Raw genomic sequence first — 14,593 nt, forward strand, 5'->3', positions numbered from 1 at the left:
AACAATAGCCCTTAAAAGAAAATCAGGTGAGCATTGCAGCCCACCCAATTAAATATTTTATGATTCTTTACGCTTCTGACGCGACGAAGAAGTCCGAGAAGAAGTCCGAGTGGAATTCTGACGAAACTGACGAGCATACATTAAATTACGTTGCGCTTTTTCTTTTTTGGGGTTTCTACGTTTTGCCACAATTATTTCCTCAATAACAGCAATTAAAAAATTTCATCGGAGAGAGGCCTTTCAATAATCGACATAAGATTTCTACTGATACCGAAAACAAACGATTCTACCGATCTATATTCTCTGACGCTATGATAACACTTTTAGGTAATTGATTTTGGAGTCAGTCTTACCATCCTAACGCCTCTTTAATCTGTTCTGCCAGTTTTAGAGGGCGAAAAGGCTTAGAAATTATGGTTGCTACTTCTAAATTATTGATCGATTGTTGTTCTTTTGCTGTTACTAAAATGACTGGAATTGACTGGGTTTGAGCATTCAATTTAAGATGTTGCAAAGTTACCCGACCATCCATATCAGGCATCATCCAATCGAGTAAAATTACATCAGGTTGCTGTTCTATAGCGATTTTTAAGGCTTCTTGACCCGAACTGGCAGTTAAAACTGTCCAACCTACACTCATTTCTAACCCCATTTGAGTAATCGCCCTTACATCTTCCTCATCGTCTACGATTAAGATCGTTTTGTTATTCAAAGGGTCCTCATTTTTTAGTAAACACCTTTTGTTAGCAAACTATTTTAAGATAGAAGCTAGTCTAGTTGCTATCTGGGTGAACTTTTTTACGTCTTGACGAGGAATTATTGTGCTACTATCTAAAGGCTTTGAGGTGGAAATCTATACAAGTACGCCCGAAGGAGATATCGTTGGTTTATCTGATCGCATTGTTAGAGATCTCGATGGTTTTGTCAGAGAACCCGACAGCCGTAATGTAGAATATACCACCGCCCCATTCTGTAATTACGATCGTCTTTTGTGTGCGCTTCTTAAACCTCGACGACAACTCAGACAATATCTAAAACAGTTAGGAAACTATACCCTCATTCCTGGTAGTACCCTATCGACTGGAGGAAGTGATCGTTTTGAGCGTTCCGATCTCGATAATCCTTATCATACCTATATTGAGCAAACCTACGGAACAAAAGTTGTTACCGCTAGTATTCATATTAATGTGGGCATTAGTGATCACGAACAATTAATCCGCGCTTGTCGTCTAGTACGAGTAGAAGCCCCATTATATCTAGCTCTTAGTGCATCTTCTCCTTTTTTGGACGGAAAAGCAACAGGTTATCATTCAACCCGTTGGTCTGTTTTTCCGCAAACCCCTATTGATGTTCCTCTGTTTGAAAGTCATGCTCATTTTATCCGATGGACAGAACAACAAATTGCACTAGGAACGATGCAAAATGTTCGTCATCTGTGGTCATCAGTTCGACCCAATGGCAACAATCGGCCTTATAATCTAAATCGTCTGGAACTCAGAATCTGTGATCTGGTCACTAATCCCATTACTCTTTTAGCGATTTCAGCCCTTCTAGAAGCCCGTTTAACTCAACTTTTAGCCAATCAAAAGCTAGATCCATTAGTTTTAAGCGATTTATCTCCAAAAGAGATGATTACACTAACTCAAGAAAATGAACGCTCTGTGGCTAAAAATAGCTTAGATGCTGAGTTAAAACACTGGAAAGATGGTAGACCCATTTTAGCTAGAGATTGGATTACAGAACTTTATGAAGAAGTGTTTCAAACGGCGAAAGAAAAAGGATTTAGCTGTTTTCTGTCTCCAGTCAAAAAAATCCTTAGAGAAGGCAATTCAGCCCAACAATGGTTACAAGACTACGAACAAGGTTTAGATGTTCGTTCCATTATGCAGAAAGCTATTCAAACCATTGATCATGAAGAACTAGATCTAGAACATAAATTGTGTGAACCTTTATTAGTCGCTTAATATTGATTAGTGATTACTGCTTTACTGTTTACTGATGACTGATTACTGTAAATGCCTCGTGTTGTTTTAGTTCATCCCCAAATACCCCCAAATACAGGGAATATTGCCCGTACTTGTGCAGCTACAGGTACGGAGTTACATTTAGTTGGGCCGTTAGGCTTTGAAATTAGCGATCGTTATCTCAAACGCGCAGGTTTAGACTATTGGCCTTATGTTAACTTACACTTTCATCCGACTGTTAGCGATTATCAAAATCATCATCAAAAACATCAGGGACGTTTAATCGGTTTTAGTGTTCGGGGAACTGAATCTTATGTCAAATATCAGTTTCAAGAGGATGACTGGTTATTGTTTGGCAGTGAAACCGAGGGTTTACCCCCCGAAATGCTCGCCATGTGTGATAATTTGGTTTATATTCCGATGACTCAGCCTTCCGTCCGTAGTTTAAATCTATCGGTCAGTGTGGCTGTTGGTTTATTTGAAGTTCGTCGTCAATTGGGATATTTAAGTTAGCAAATAGTTTTGAATAAACTTCTGTACCGTATCTAAACCTTCTTTAGTCTTTAAATTAGTAAAAACAAAGGGTTTTTCCCCCCTCATTTTTTTGGCATCTCGATCCATCACCGATAAGTCTGCGCCGACCATCGGGGCTAAATCAATTTTATTAATCACCAATAAATCAGATTTCGTAATCCCTGGGCCACCCTTACGCGGAATTTTATCACCTGCTGCTACATCAATTACATAAATTGTTAAATCGACTAATTCAGGGCTAAAGGTCGCGGCTAAATTATCCCCACCACTTTCAAGGAATACTAAATCTAGATTATTAAATTTGTGTTCTAATTGGTCAATGGCAGCTAAATTAATCGACGCATCTTCACGAATAGCTGTATGAGGACATCCCCCCGTCTCAACTCCTAAAATTCGGTCTGCTGTTAATGCTTGAGAACGGACTAAAAATTGTGCGTCTTCTTGGGTATAAATATCATTGGTCACCACCGCAATTTGATAATGATCTCGCAAAGATTTACATAAAGAATCTAATAATGCTGTTTTTCCTGAACCAACGGGCCCCGCAATTCCAACTCGTAAAGTAGACATATATAAATACAATTAACGACTGATTTGATAGCGCATTCCAGGTAATTGAGTGACTAATCCTAGTAATTCTAGTTGTAGCAGAATTCCAGAAACATCCCCCGCACTTAATTGACTTTGCTGCACGATCATATCAAAAGATGTGGGATCTGATGCGATCGCCTGATACACTCTTGCTAATTCGGGTTCTAAGAAAGGAGGAGTAACGAGAACAGTTTCAGAGGCTAATTGAGGAATAGCCCCCAACATTTCTAATAATTCCTCTTCTGTAATAATAACCTCTGCGCCTTGATGAACCAACCTCAAACAGCCTCTAGCCGAAGCAACATCAGGAGAATTAGGAAGAGTATAAATATCACGTCCGAATTCATTTGCATAACGCGCTGTAATGAGTGACCCCGACTGTTCTGGGGCTTCTAAAACTAAGATCGCTCGGCTTAAACCTGCAATAATACGATTACGGGCAGGAAAATTCTTTTTATCTGGGAAAGTCTGGGCTGGATATTCGCTTAAAACTAAGCCATTTTGTTGAATTTGCTCATACAATTGACGATGATGATGAGGATAAACGACATCGACACCTGTTCCTAACACCGCTATTGTCCGTCCACCCGCATTCATACAGCTTTGATGGGCTTCTCCGTCTATTCCTGCGGCCATTCCAGAAACAACGGTAAAACCATGATTCGCTAAAGCAATACTAATTCTTTTCGCCCATCTTTTGCCGTGTTCTGTTGGGTGTCTTGTCCCCACAATAGCGACCCTCGGGGTAAGTCCCTGATTTTCTTTTAAGTCTACTTTTCCTCGATAGTATAAAACAGGAGGAGGGCTAGGAATTTCGAGTAATAAACGCGGGTAGTCGGGGTCTGCGGGTGTCCAAAAAGTAGGGTTTTTTTGTAGATGTTCTTCGAGTAGTTCTTGTGGGTTGATTTTTTGGCGTGTTTCTAAGACTGTATTAATTAATTTTGTGCCAAAGCCCTCGATTTCTCCTAAAGTTGTCTTAGAAGTAGACCAAGCCTCGCTCAGAGTTCCGCAGTGTTGGTACACTCGTTTTAATAAGACTGGCCCAATACCAGCAATTTTCGACCAGGCTAACCAGTAAGCGCGTTCTTCTGTCAATTTTGCTCCAGTTTAAGAAATGTTGCGATTCTTGCTACGGCTTTTTCTAAGACATCGGGTTCATGAACTAGGGCAAATCTAACATATCCTTCGCCAGATTTTCCAAATCCTGCACCTGGCGAAAGCGCAACACCTGTTTCTTGGATGAGTCGTGTACAAAATTCTACAGAACGATTTTCCCAAGGATGAGGCAATTTAGCCCAAATATAAAGGGTTGCTGCTGGTGTCGGCACTTCCCAGCCAATACGACGCAAGGCATCGACAAAAACATCACGCCGTTTTTGATAGGTTTTGAGCGTTTCTTGTACGGATTCTTGTGGCCCTTGTAAGGCTGCGATCGCTCCTTGTAAAATGCCTCTATACTGATTAAAATCCACTGCGGCTTTAATTTGTCGTAGGGCTTTAATGAGTTCTGCATTGCCCACGGCAAAACCAATCCGAAAGCCACCCATGTTATAGGATTTAGAAAAAGTATAAAACTCAATTGATACGTCTTTATTCGGGTCAGCCTGTAAGATCGAAGGTGCAGGCGAATTAGAATCAAAAACAATATCAAAATAGGGGAAGTCGTGAACTAAAACTAACTGATGTTCTCGACAAAACTGCACTGCTTTTTCAAAAAAGGCTAATGGTGCGATCGCTGTTGTTGGATTATGAGGATAGCTCAACACCATCATCTTAGCTTGAGCAAGTACTGGGGTCGGAATGTCTTCAAAAATCGGTAAGAAGTCATTTTCTTCTTTGATGGGCATCGGATAAATTTGTCCACCTGCTAGTGCGACACCCCCCGCGTGGGACGGATAACCAGGATCGAGCAGTAAAGCAAAGTCACCCTCGTTTAAAATGGCTAAAGGTAGATGGGCAGTTCCTTCCTGAGAGCCAATCAAAGATAAAACTTCAGTTTCAGGGTTGACAAAAACACCAAAACGTGAGGTATACCATTGCGCGGCAGCCTTTCTAAAATCTTGGGTGCCTTGATGCAAGAGATAGCCGTGAGTCGTTGGATCATGTAAAGCGTCTTGAATCACTTCAATGACATGGGGTGAAGCCGCTAAATCCGATGATCCAAGAGAAAGATCAATCGTTTCTAAACCTGAAAGTTTAGCTAATGTTTTAGCGCGATCCATATCCGCAAAAACGTTACGACTCAGGGATTGAATGCGGTTAGCGAGTTGAAAGGTAGTCATTAGGTTAAAAAAGTTTCAACTAAACTTTGAAGTTGCTGTTTACCGATCGCACCTTCATAAGATTCTAGAATTGCTTTGTCTTTAATCAGTCTCAGTGCGGGAACACCTTCTACTTTACATTTAGCCACTGATTCAGGGTTGGGATCAACTTCGAGTTTAACCACTTTGAGGCGATCGCTATAAGTATCTGCTACCCAACTCACAGACGGCGAAACTAACTTACAAGGGCCACACCAAGAGGCCCAAAAATAGACTAAAACAGGCTGTTCTGTGCTGTATACTTCTTGTTCAAATTGTTGATCGGTAATTTCTAAGACTTTACTCATGCTATCTCTCCTCATCATTTGTAAGCACAAGAGGGACAAGAATATATTCTATCCTCTTGTCCCTCAATTCCTAATCATTTACAATCCATCAAGCTGTTTCCGCAAATCTTCTAATTCAGCATCGACTACTGAGTCAGAAGCTTGAGTTTTAGCTGGAGTTGTTGATGATGGCAAAGCGGCTGTCGGTTCAGGTGTACCACCTAATTGTGCTTTAAGCATTGCTAGTTCATCGTCAACATCGCTGCCTGATTCAAGTTGAGCAAATTGTTGCTCAATGCCAAAACCCGCTAATTCACCAATTGCTTGAGATTTAGCCTCTTGTTGTAAGACTTTTTCTTCCATGCGCTCAAAAGCAGACATGGCGTTCCCTGTATCGATGCCACTAATGGTTTTTTGGAGAGATTCATTAGCCTTAGCGGCCTTAGAACGAGCCACCAACATATTTTTCTTGGTTTTGGCTTCAGAAATTTTGCTTTCTAGAGCGATCAGGTTTTTTCTCAGGTTCTCAACGGTAACGCTTTGTCCATCAAGCTGTTGTTTGAGAATGGTTGCTGTCTCCCCATAAGATTTTTTGCGTTTAAGGGCTTCTCGGGCTAGACTTTCATCTCCTTTAGAAAGAGCTAATTTAGCGCGTTGCTCCCACTTAACAGACTCAGATTGTTCTTTAGTATATTTTTGTTCAGTTTGTCTTTGTTCGGCGATCGCTCTAGCGACAGCCTGACGTAACTGTACCAGATCTTCCTGCATATCTAGTACAGCTTGTTCGAGGATCTTTTCAGGATCTTCGGCTTTACTAACCATGTCATTAAGATTGGCTCGAACAACTCGATTTAGGCGATCAAATAATCCCATGACGCTTCTTATCCTTTTGTTTGAATCGACAAGATCATTTATGACTGTAGACTTAGGAGCATTAGCCTACTTAATAAAATTTTAATAGAGATGCCCCATAGCTCTATGTCTTCTAGTTTAATCTAAGCTGAGGTGTCCGTCTCTATTGTGATTGTTTGAGGGGAAAAAAGTGACCGACTGGCCCTGTTCCTTGGCCAATATCTAAACCATATTTTAGAGCCGTTGTCACGTAATCTTTAGCATCAATGACCGCCGTTTTCAGGTCTTTCCCAAGAGTAAGATTTGCTGTAATCGCCGCCGCGAGGGTACAACCTGTACCATGAGTGTTTTTAGTTTCGATCTTTTCGGTGGTGAGGGTTTCGTAATTTTTCCCATCAAACCAAACATCTACCCCTTTTAAGGTTCCCATCAGTCCACCACCTTTAACTAAAACGTTTTTTGCTCCCTTTTGCCAAATCTTTTGGGCCGCAAGCTTCATCTCTTCTAACGTTTTGATTTCTATGCCACTGAGTAGTTGCGCCTCAAAGCGGTTTGGCGTGACTAATAAAGCATGGGGAATTATGGAATTTTGTAAATAAGCGATCGCTTGATCATCAATCAATTGAACGCCAGTCCGAGACACCATCACGGGATCGACTACTAACTGAGTGATCCCCCATTTTTCGATTTGTGCGGCGACTGTTTTCATAATTCCCTGATTTAGAAGCATTCCAGTTTTGACCGCGTATACTGCTAAATCACTCATCACAGCTTCAATTTGGGCAGCAACGATGGCGGGGTCTAGGGCGAGGACTTGCGTCACTCCTACGGTATTTTGGGCGGTGATACAGGTAATCGCACTGGCACCGTGAACACAATAAAAAGCAAAGGTGCGTAAATCGGCTTGAATCCCCGCACCTCCTCCACTATCAGAACCTGCGATCGTCAAGGCACTCTTAAACATCTTTATCGATTACCTCGCGGAAACCGTCTTTGTTCGAGGAATGGGGGTAACTTTGTCGCTTTGCCTGGCTCGGGGTCACTCACAACACTAGGACTAGGACTAGGGCTTGATGTTTGAGTGATAGTTGGGGTAACAATGCGATTGCCTGACTCTGAGGAAAAGCCCGTCGCAATCACAGTGATTCTGACTTCCCCTTGCATTCGCTCATCAATAACGGCACCAAAAATGATGTTAGCGTTGGGGTCAACTACTTCGTAAATCGTTTCGGCGGCGGCGTTCACTTCGTGTAGAGTCAAATCATTACCCCCTGTGATGTTTAAGACGACACCTTTGGCACCAGTAATCGATGATTCTAATAAAGGTGAAGAAATAGCAGCCGTAGCCCCTTCTTTTGCTCTGGATTTTCCAGAACTAACGCCAATTCCCATCAATGCCGATCCCGCATCAGCCATTACCGCTCGTACATCAGCAAAGTCTACATTCACAAGTCCAGGAATCGTAATAATATCTGAGATCCCTTGTACCCCTTGTCTGAGTACATCATCGGCGATGCGGAATGCTTCTTGTAAAGGTGTATCTTGGGGGATGACGGTTAATAGCTGATTATTGGGAATGATAATTAGAGTATCGACCCGACTTTGTAAGCTGCCGACTCCCTCATCTGCTTGATTGGTGCGCCGACGACCTTCAAAGGTAAAGGGACGCGTTACGACTCCTACGGTTAAACAGCCTATTTCTTTGGCGACTTCGGCAACAATTGGGGCTGCACCCGTTCCCGTTCCGCCACCCATGCCCGCCGTAATAAACACTAAATCTGTACTTTCTAGCGCATGAGCAATTTCATCTCGTGATTCTTCTGCTGCTTTTTGTCCAATGGCAGGATTACCACCCGCGCCTAGACCTCTTGTCAGTTTTTGTCCGATTTGAAGACGTTGGGGGGCGGCTGAATTGGATAAAGCTTGAGCGTCGGTATTAATCGCCCAAAATTCAATTCCTGTTAATCCACTGTCAATCATTCGGTTGACGGCATTACATCCCCCACCGCCTACGCCAATGACTTTGATTTTGGCTACATTAGACGGCACGATTTTGTTACTCCTAGTTTCTTCTCTAGGTGATTTGACGGCTTCATTCATATTGGGTATCGATAACCCTACATTGTTTAAAGTGAGATAGTTATCCGCGTTTACTGAGGGATCAGCAGGCTCTGAGCTAGATCGCTTATGATTGATTTCATTATTTAGTGTCATTTTAACTGGAACAAGGTTCTCTGCAATTCTATTATTATTTGGTTATTGTGAGTTAATCTATATAGATTATCATTAACATTAATTTTTTTAAATTCTTTATGTTACTTTTTTAGGATTTAAAAGTCATTATTTTAAAACCAAAAACGGTTAGTCATTTTTTACTAGAGAGTTAAGCGGTTGTTTGGTGGGCTGTTGTTTGAGTTGAACGACTGGAGAATCTGGGTTACTGACATCAATATAGACAATTTGTTGAATAGGGATTTGCTTTGATAAGTCTCGCATTTTAGCTAAAATTGATAGCTTTTTCGCTAGTTGTGTTGTGTAGTCCCCAAGGTGAACATTTCCTAATTCTGTAATCAGTACAAGATTACTGTAGTCTTGCCAATCAATGGCAAAGATTTTAACTGGAAAATTTTGCAGGAGTGGATAAAGTTTGAGCCAGTAAGGGCGATAATTAGGGCTATAACCTAGAACTTTAAGACTAGGTGGTTTAAGTCCTTTTTGGGAAAGATTATAGAATTTCTGTGGAATAAAAATCCCTTGCTCATGAGAAATCCCCACTTTTGGTTAGATTGAGCAACTGCAATCGGTTGTCTTTCTTGAACCTCAATGACGATTTCAGGGGGAAAGAGATGGCGAGTAATAATCGCATTAGCGACAGGTGGACTTTTTTCAAGTTGTTGACTTAACTGATGCGTTTCTAGTCGCCAGAGAGATTGAGGATAAGAAAGTGATAGAAGTGAATAAATCATTTGGGGTGACATCAAATATAACCCTTTAACTTCAATTTGACTGTCTTTTTTAATCATCCAAGCTTTATTAGTCATCATCCACCCCAAACCAACGGCTAGACTAATAATTAGAAAAAAACGCCATAAGGCACTTAATGTTTTAAAACGGCGTTGACTTACTAGGGTAAGTCGTTGATCTTTAAGAGAATCAGAAGACACAGAAGCGATCGTCATGGAAATAAGTACTAACCAGCATCAAAAGGTTGATGCTATCTTTGTTATAGTTGTTCCATCTAGTTCAAGTCAATTGTCTGAAGTGATGCTCTCGACACAAGACGAATGTAACTTAGAATGATTTCGATGTTATAACTGTATTAGCCTATTTATTGATTTCTTTCTAACTGCTCAAATCAAACGCTCACGCTTCGTTAAAAGCTTAGTTCTTTCACGGAGTGGATTAACGATAAACCGTGAGGGCAGCGTTGAGTATAGCAGTATTCTACCAACATCCTCTAAGCTTATGGTCATGACAAAACGTGGTTTGGTTCTGGGTGCAACGGCAGTGGTATTAACGACTGTGGCAGTCACTGGGGCTGGAATGCGACTTTCTCAAAGTCAAGCTTTTTTTCAAGAAAGCCCAAAAGAGTTAATCGATGAAGTTTGGCAGATTATTGACCGAACTTATTTGGATGGCACCTATAATAAAAATGACTGGCGATCGGTTCGCAGCGAATATCTAGATCGCTCCTATGCTAACTCTGAGGAAGCTTATAAAGCGATTCGAGAAATGTTACAAAAACTCAATGATCCATATACTCGTTTTATGGAGCCTGATGAGTTTAAAAATATGCAAATAGATACCTCTGGCGAATTAACTGGGGTGGGGATTCAAATTACTAAAGATGAAAAAACCAAGCAATTGCTCGTAGTTTCTCCCATAGAAGATACACCTGCTTTTAAAGCTGGAATTTTAGCCCAAGATGTGATTGTCAAAATTGATGGCAAATCAACAGAAGGCATGGAGTTAGAAGACGCGGTTAATATGATTCGCGGTAAAGCTGGCACAAATGTGACGATTACGATTAAACGAAAAGAGCAAAACATTGACTACACTTTAACTCGTACTAAAATCGAAATTCATCCCGTTCGTTCTCACATTGAAACGTCTCCAGTTGGCAAGGTTGGTTATATTAGGTTGAATCAATTTAGCGCACAAGCTGGTGAAGAAATGCGCTCCGCAATTACTAAGCTAGAATCCCAAGGCGTTCAAGGTTATATTTTAGATCTCCGCTCTAATCCAGGTGGTTTACTCTACTCTAGTGTGGAAATCGCTCGGATGTGGCTCGATGAAGGCGTAATTGTTTCTACAGTTGATCGTAAAGGAGTTGTAGAACGTCAACGGGCTAATAATCGCGCTTTAACTGATAAACCTTTAGTGGTTTTAGTTGATGGAGGTTCAGCAAGTGCTAGCGAAATTCTTTCGGGGGCTTTGCAGGATCATCATCGGGCTGAATTGGTTGGAACAAAAACCTTTGGTAAGGGTCTAGTACAATCAGTTCGCAGTCTCGGCGATGGTTCGGGTTTAGCGGTGACGATCGCTAAATATCTTACCCCCAATGGTCGTGATATTAATAAAGAAGGGATTCCACCAGATGTCGAAGTGACTTTGACGGAAGATGATCGCAAAGCATTACAACAAGATCGTAATAAAATTGGAACTTTTGCTGATCCCCAATTCTCCAAAGCGTTTGAAGTTCTTAAACCAGAAATCGCCAAGTATAAACAAGGTTCAGGAAATCAAGCGACTAAAGAATCAAATTAAACGAGTTATTTTTTATTGGGGTTGGCATTTGCCAGCCCGAATCAATCCAACTCGTTTGGCGATCGCTTCTGAGTGGGAAGGAAAAGGGCCCCACCAAGTTTCCTCAGTTGGGGTCTCTAGGGGAGTTAATTCAACTATTTGACAAATCTCGTTTTCTTTCTTGACAATATACCAAGTTTGTGCATTATCTATCATGACTGACGATGTACCTAACTTTGAACAACAAGTCCAGCGTCTACATCAATTAACGGTTTGGAGTCGCTGGCTATTTGTTTTAGCGTGTTGGCTAATTTTGGTTCCTATGGGATTATGGAACCTTCGAGAAGAAATCGAACTGATTAGAGATCATTTTACTTGGACGGCTGTCCGTTTTGGATTAGCCTATCATCTATTTGCTACTCTATGTTTATCTTTTAGTCTGGCGATTACTGCTGCTGTTTTAGTCTGGCAAAGCCGTAATATCTTACAAGGTTTGCCGATGTCGGAAAAGCGACAACTCATCAAACGAGTTGAAAAAATTCAAGCCATTGGGCCAAAACATCCGCTTTGGCGTTGGCTGAATCAGTAAATAGTGAAAAGTTAATAGTTATTTAAAAGAACAGATGACAGAAATCATTTTTCAACTGTTCACTATCAACGATTCACTATTCACATTACAGATCGCCGCCGCGTAAAAAAAGCAAAAAGACGACGGCCGGCCCAGCTAACATAATAAGAGCAACAAAAGTTAATTGAAAAATCGGTTCTAGATTAAGGGCTGCGAGTAACTCCATGGGGTCTCCTGACGCTATCGTGATCAAGGGTTATATATTAAAAAACCAATGTCTATCATACCGAAGAAGTTTCCCTGCTTTTTCAGTAATGACACAAAAATCTATGAACTTTTATTACAAAGTTAATTTATGATGGAAACTTGGCAATGTGCGAAACAGTGTGGGGCTTGTTGTCATCTTGATCCACAAGAGCGACCCGACTTAGAAGATTATCTTTCACACGATGAATTGGAACAGTATTTAGGGATGGTAGGAAACGATGGCTGGTGTGTCAATTTCGATCAACTGACTCGTCAATGTCAGATTTATGACTCGCGCCCTCGTTTTTGCTGTGTTAAACCCGATACTTTTGAGCAGATGTATCAAATTTCCCCTAGTGAATTTAATGAGTTTGCGATCGACTGTTGTCGGCAGCAAATTACAGGGGTTTATGGAGAGAATAGCCCAGAAATGAAGCGTTACAACCAAGTGATCAAAACTACCCGTTAAAAAAATTGGTTTGAATCTTCATTTAATGCGTGCAGGCAAAAGACTGTATTGATATAGTTCTATGCCTTTTTTTTTATTCATTGAGTAAAATCTTTTAAATGCAATGAGAGAATGTTAAGGATGCAAACTCAACATTACTCTAGAAAAAGAGTATCTAAATATACAAAAAAAACGCTTAAAAACAGCGAACTTGAAGATATGCAAATGAAAAAGTTACCTACTTGCATAGATTTCTTTTTTACATTAAGCATCTCGATCAGTATAAAGAAGTTAATTTATATTATTTGTATAAAAAATGACTTTAAAACACTTAAACTCTGTGTAAAGATTACTCAAGAGTTGGTAAACAATAACTGATTAAGACAGTCAAGTCTTCGCTAGAAAGACATTACCGTACAAAGGGTGCAATAAAAATTAGCTAGAGCCATTTTCACCAAAGAACGCCAAACTACAAACGTTCATTCTAACTTAAAAGGATTGCCATCAATGTTAACCCAAATGTGGTCTTTGCGGGGTAGATTCAAAATTCTACACCTTACTTGGTTTGCTTTTTTCCTAACTTTTGTCTGTTGGTTTAATTTCGCACCCTTTGCGACAACCATCGGTAAAGAACTTCATCTCACATCCGAACAAATTAAAACATTAGGCATTTGTAACCTAGCCCTAACGATCCCCGCACGGATTATCATTGGGATGATTTTGGATCGTTATGGCCCCAGAATTACCTACACTGCCCTTTTAATGTTTGCTGTGGTTCCCTGTTTAGCTACCGCTTTCGCCCAAGACTTTAATCAACTGGTTTTAAGCCGTCTGCTGATGGGGATCGTTGGTTCTGGCTTTGTTGTCGGAATTCGCATGGTTGCTGAATGGTTCCCCCCGAAAGATATTGGTATTGCCCAAGGGGTCTACGGCGGTTGGGGTAATTTTGGCGCGTTTGGTGCCGAATTTGTCTTACCCTTTCTCGCAGTAGGCACCGCATTTATGGCGGGTGGTACCTCGAACTGGCGTTTAGCGATCGCACTAACGGGGATCATTGCCGCGCTTTATAGCCTGATTTACTACAACAGTGTTAGCGATACACCTCCTGGGAAAGCCTACAAACGTCCCAAGAAAAATGGTGCAATGGAAGTCACCAGCCCGAAAAGCTTCTGGGCAATGCTGATCATGAACTTTGGCTTAATCTTTGCCCTCGGTTTACTCGCTTGGCGGTTAGCTCAACCTAAATTAAACTTCCTTAATCAGAGTCAAATGATTACGGCTTGGGTTTTATTAGGCTTGTTGTATGCTTTTCAAACCTATAAAGCTTGGCAAGTTAACAAAGATATGCTAAGGGGAACTAAAACATTTGCCCCCTCAGAACGCTTTCAGTTTCGTCAAGTTTCCCTACTCGAATATGCTTATGTCATTACCTTTGGTTCAGAGTTAGCCGCCGTTTCGATGTTACCTGCTTTCTTTGAATATACTTTTGCTCTCGATCATGTCACTGCATCAATGATCGCGGCTTCCTATCCCTTCTTAAATCTTGTTTCTCGTCCTAGTGGGGGTTTAATTTCTGATAAATTTGGTTCACGAAAATGGACATTAACCATTATTGCGGTGGGTGTTGGTATATCTTATCTCATTGCATCTGGAATTAATAAAGCATGGCCGATTCCTTTAGCGATCGCAGCAACTATGTTAGCGGCTTATTTTGCTCAAGCAGGTTGCGGCGCGACTTATGGTATTGTTCCTTTGATCAAAAAAGACATTACAGGACAAATATCGGGTAATGTGGGAGCCTATGGCAACTTTGGCGGAGTTGTTTTCTTGACGATCTATAGCCTAACGAATGCAGCAACACTATTTGTTGTCATGGGCATTGCGGGTTTAATTTGTGCTTCTCTGTGCGCCTTTTTCCTCAGAGAACCCAAAAACTCCTTTGCAGTTGATTATGCAACAGAACCCGAATACATCGAAAATCCTCCTGTTGCCGTTACCCAAGATTTTAGAAATTAAATTTTTCTAACGCATCAAATCCCTTGGGGTGTAAACAATAC

At 41.0% G+C, this 14,593-nt stretch carries 19 protein-coding genes; 6 read left to right on the forward strand and 13 right to left on the reverse strand.

The window, feature by feature from the left end; translation table 11 throughout:
- Positions 1-57: 57 nt before the first annotated feature.
- On the reverse strand, positions 58-189 hold the full coding sequence (locus CFPU101_RS26040; RefSeq protein ID WP_277988777.1) for a hypothetical protein: 132 nt from the start codon (positions 187-189) through the stop codon (positions 58-60).
- A gap of 160 nt (positions 190-349) precedes the next feature.
- Positions 350-712 carry a response regulator gene (locus CFPU101_RS18950; protein WP_206816895.1) on the reverse strand — a complete coding sequence of 121 codons (363 nt, stop codon included), beginning with the start codon at positions 710-712 and terminating at the stop codon, positions 350-352.
- A 109-nt stretch (positions 713-821) separates the two neighbouring features.
- Here CFPU101_RS18950 and gshA point away from each other — a divergent pair, with 109 nt between their 5' ends.
- A complete protein-coding gene (gshA, locus tag CFPU101_RS18955; protein WP_206816896.1) occupies positions 822-1,964 on the forward strand; it encodes a glutamate--cysteine ligase in 1,143 nt (380 codons plus the stop codon).
- Positions 1,965-2,015: 51 nt separating this feature from the next.
- A complete protein-coding gene (locus tag CFPU101_RS18960) occupies positions 2,016-2,477 on the forward strand; it encodes a tRNA (cytidine(34)-2'-O)-methyltransferase (RefSeq protein WP_206816897.1) in 462 nt (153 codons plus the stop codon).
- Here CFPU101_RS18960 and ureG read toward each other — a convergent pair.
- The 9 genes from ureG to CFPU101_RS19005 all read right to left on the reverse strand — a co-directional run bounded on the left by ureG (position 2,469) and on the right by CFPU101_RS19005 (position 9,707).
- Positions 2,469-3,068: an urease accessory protein UreG gene (gene ureG, locus CFPU101_RS18965; RefSeq protein ID WP_206816898.1), complete on the reverse strand. Its 600-nt coding sequence runs from the start codon at positions 3,066-3,068 to the stop codon at positions 2,469-2,471. The two genes, CFPU101_RS18960 and ureG, sit on opposite strands and share 9 nt — an antisense overlap.
- Positions 3,069-3,080: 12 nt before the next feature.
- Complete coding sequence (gene dprA / locus CFPU101_RS18970; RefSeq protein WP_206816899.1) at positions 3,081-4,184, reverse strand: DNA-processing protein DprA; 1,104 nt, start codon at positions 4,182-4,184, stop codon at positions 3,081-3,083.
- Entirely contained in the window at positions 4,181-5,371 is a 1,191-nt protein-coding gene (locus CFPU101_RS18975) for an LL-diaminopimelate aminotransferase (protein WP_206816900.1), read from the reverse strand. The genes dprA and CFPU101_RS18975 overlap by 4 nt, the downstream gene beginning before the upstream one ends.
- Positions 5,371-5,697: a co-chaperone YbbN gene (locus tag CFPU101_RS18980; RefSeq protein ID WP_206816901.1), complete on the reverse strand. Its 327-nt coding sequence runs from the start codon at positions 5,695-5,697 to the stop codon at positions 5,371-5,373. Before CFPU101_RS18980 ends, CFPU101_RS18975 begins: the two co-directional genes overlap by 1 nt.
- 78 nt (positions 5,698-5,775) lie before the next feature.
- The gene (locus CFPU101_RS18985; RefSeq protein ID WP_206816902.1) at positions 5,776-6,549 is read right to left on the reverse strand and encodes a PspA/IM30 family protein; all 774 of its coding nucleotides are present in this window, start codon (positions 6,547-6,549) and stop codon (positions 5,776-5,778) included.
- Positions 6,550-6,691: 142 nt separating this feature from the next.
- Positions 6,692-7,492, reverse strand: coding sequence for a bifunctional hydroxymethylpyrimidine kinase/phosphomethylpyrimidine kinase (gene thiD, locus CFPU101_RS18990; protein WP_206816903.1), 801 nt, complete (start codon positions 7,490-7,492; stop codon positions 6,692-6,694).
- A 2-nt stretch (positions 7,493-7,494) separates the two neighbouring features.
- Complete coding sequence (gene ftsZ / locus CFPU101_RS18995; RefSeq protein WP_206816904.1) at positions 7,495-8,742, reverse strand: cell division protein FtsZ; 1,248 nt, start codon at positions 8,740-8,742, stop codon at positions 7,495-7,497.
- A gap of 147 nt (positions 8,743-8,889) precedes the next feature.
- Positions 8,890-9,303, reverse strand: coding sequence for a cell division protein FtsQ/DivIB (locus CFPU101_RS19000; protein WP_206816905.1), 414 nt, complete (start codon positions 9,301-9,303; stop codon positions 8,890-8,892).
- Positions 9,210-9,707, reverse strand: a complete 498-nt coding sequence (locus CFPU101_RS19005; protein ID WP_206816906.1) for a cell division protein FtsQ/DivIB — start codon at positions 9,705-9,707, stop codon at positions 9,210-9,212. The genes CFPU101_RS19000 and CFPU101_RS19005 overlap by 94 nt, the downstream gene beginning before the upstream one ends.
- 286 nt (positions 9,708-9,993) lie before the next feature.
- On the opposite strand from CFPU101_RS19005, the gene ctpC reads away from it, so the two are divergent.
- The gene (ctpC, locus tag CFPU101_RS19010; protein ID WP_206816907.1) at positions 9,994-11,295 is read left to right on the forward strand and encodes a carboxyl-terminal processing protease CtpC; all 1,302 of its coding nucleotides are present in this window, start codon (positions 9,994-9,996) and stop codon (positions 11,293-11,295) included.
- A 12-nt stretch (positions 11,296-11,307) separates the two neighbouring features.
- On the opposite strand, the gene CFPU101_RS19015 is transcribed toward ctpC, so the two are convergent.
- Positions 11,308-11,490 carry a hypothetical protein gene (locus tag CFPU101_RS19015; RefSeq protein ID WP_206816908.1) on the reverse strand — a complete coding sequence of 61 codons (183 nt, stop codon included), beginning with the start codon at positions 11,488-11,490 and terminating at the stop codon, positions 11,308-11,310.
- On the opposite strand from CFPU101_RS19015, the gene CFPU101_RS19020 reads away from it, so the two are divergent.
- The gene (locus CFPU101_RS19020; RefSeq protein ID WP_206816909.1) at positions 11,489-11,863 is read left to right on the forward strand and encodes a hypothetical protein; all 375 of its coding nucleotides are present in this window, start codon (positions 11,489-11,491) and stop codon (positions 11,861-11,863) included. The genes CFPU101_RS19015 and CFPU101_RS19020 overlap by 2 nt on opposite strands.
- Before the next feature lie 85 nt (positions 11,864-11,948).
- Here the strand turns inward: CFPU101_RS19020 and psb30 are convergent, their stop codons facing one another.
- Positions 11,949-12,068 (reverse strand): photosystem II reaction center protein Ycf12/Psb30, encoded by a 120-nt coding sequence (gene psb30, locus CFPU101_RS19025; RefSeq protein WP_106459014.1) that lies wholly within the window; start codon positions 12,066-12,068, stop codon positions 11,949-11,951.
- A gap of 132 nt (positions 12,069-12,200) precedes the next feature.
- Between psb30 and CFPU101_RS19030 the strand changes: the two genes are divergently transcribed.
- Positions 12,201-12,557, forward strand: a complete 357-nt coding sequence (locus CFPU101_RS19030) for a YkgJ family cysteine cluster protein (protein WP_206816929.1) — start codon at positions 12,201-12,203, stop codon at positions 12,555-12,557.
- A 486-nt stretch (positions 12,558-13,043) separates the two neighbouring features.
- Positions 13,044-14,552 (forward strand): NarK family nitrate/nitrite MFS transporter, encoded by a 1,509-nt coding sequence (locus CFPU101_RS19035; RefSeq protein WP_206816910.1) that lies wholly within the window; start codon positions 13,044-13,046, stop codon positions 14,550-14,552.
- Positions 14,553-14,593 lie beyond the last annotated feature (41 nt).

The sequence above is a fragment of the Chroococcus sp. FPU101 genome, assembly GCF_017312365.1.
Classification (GTDB): domain Bacteria; phylum Cyanobacteriota; class Cyanobacteriia; order Cyanobacteriales; family Microcystaceae; genus Chroococcus.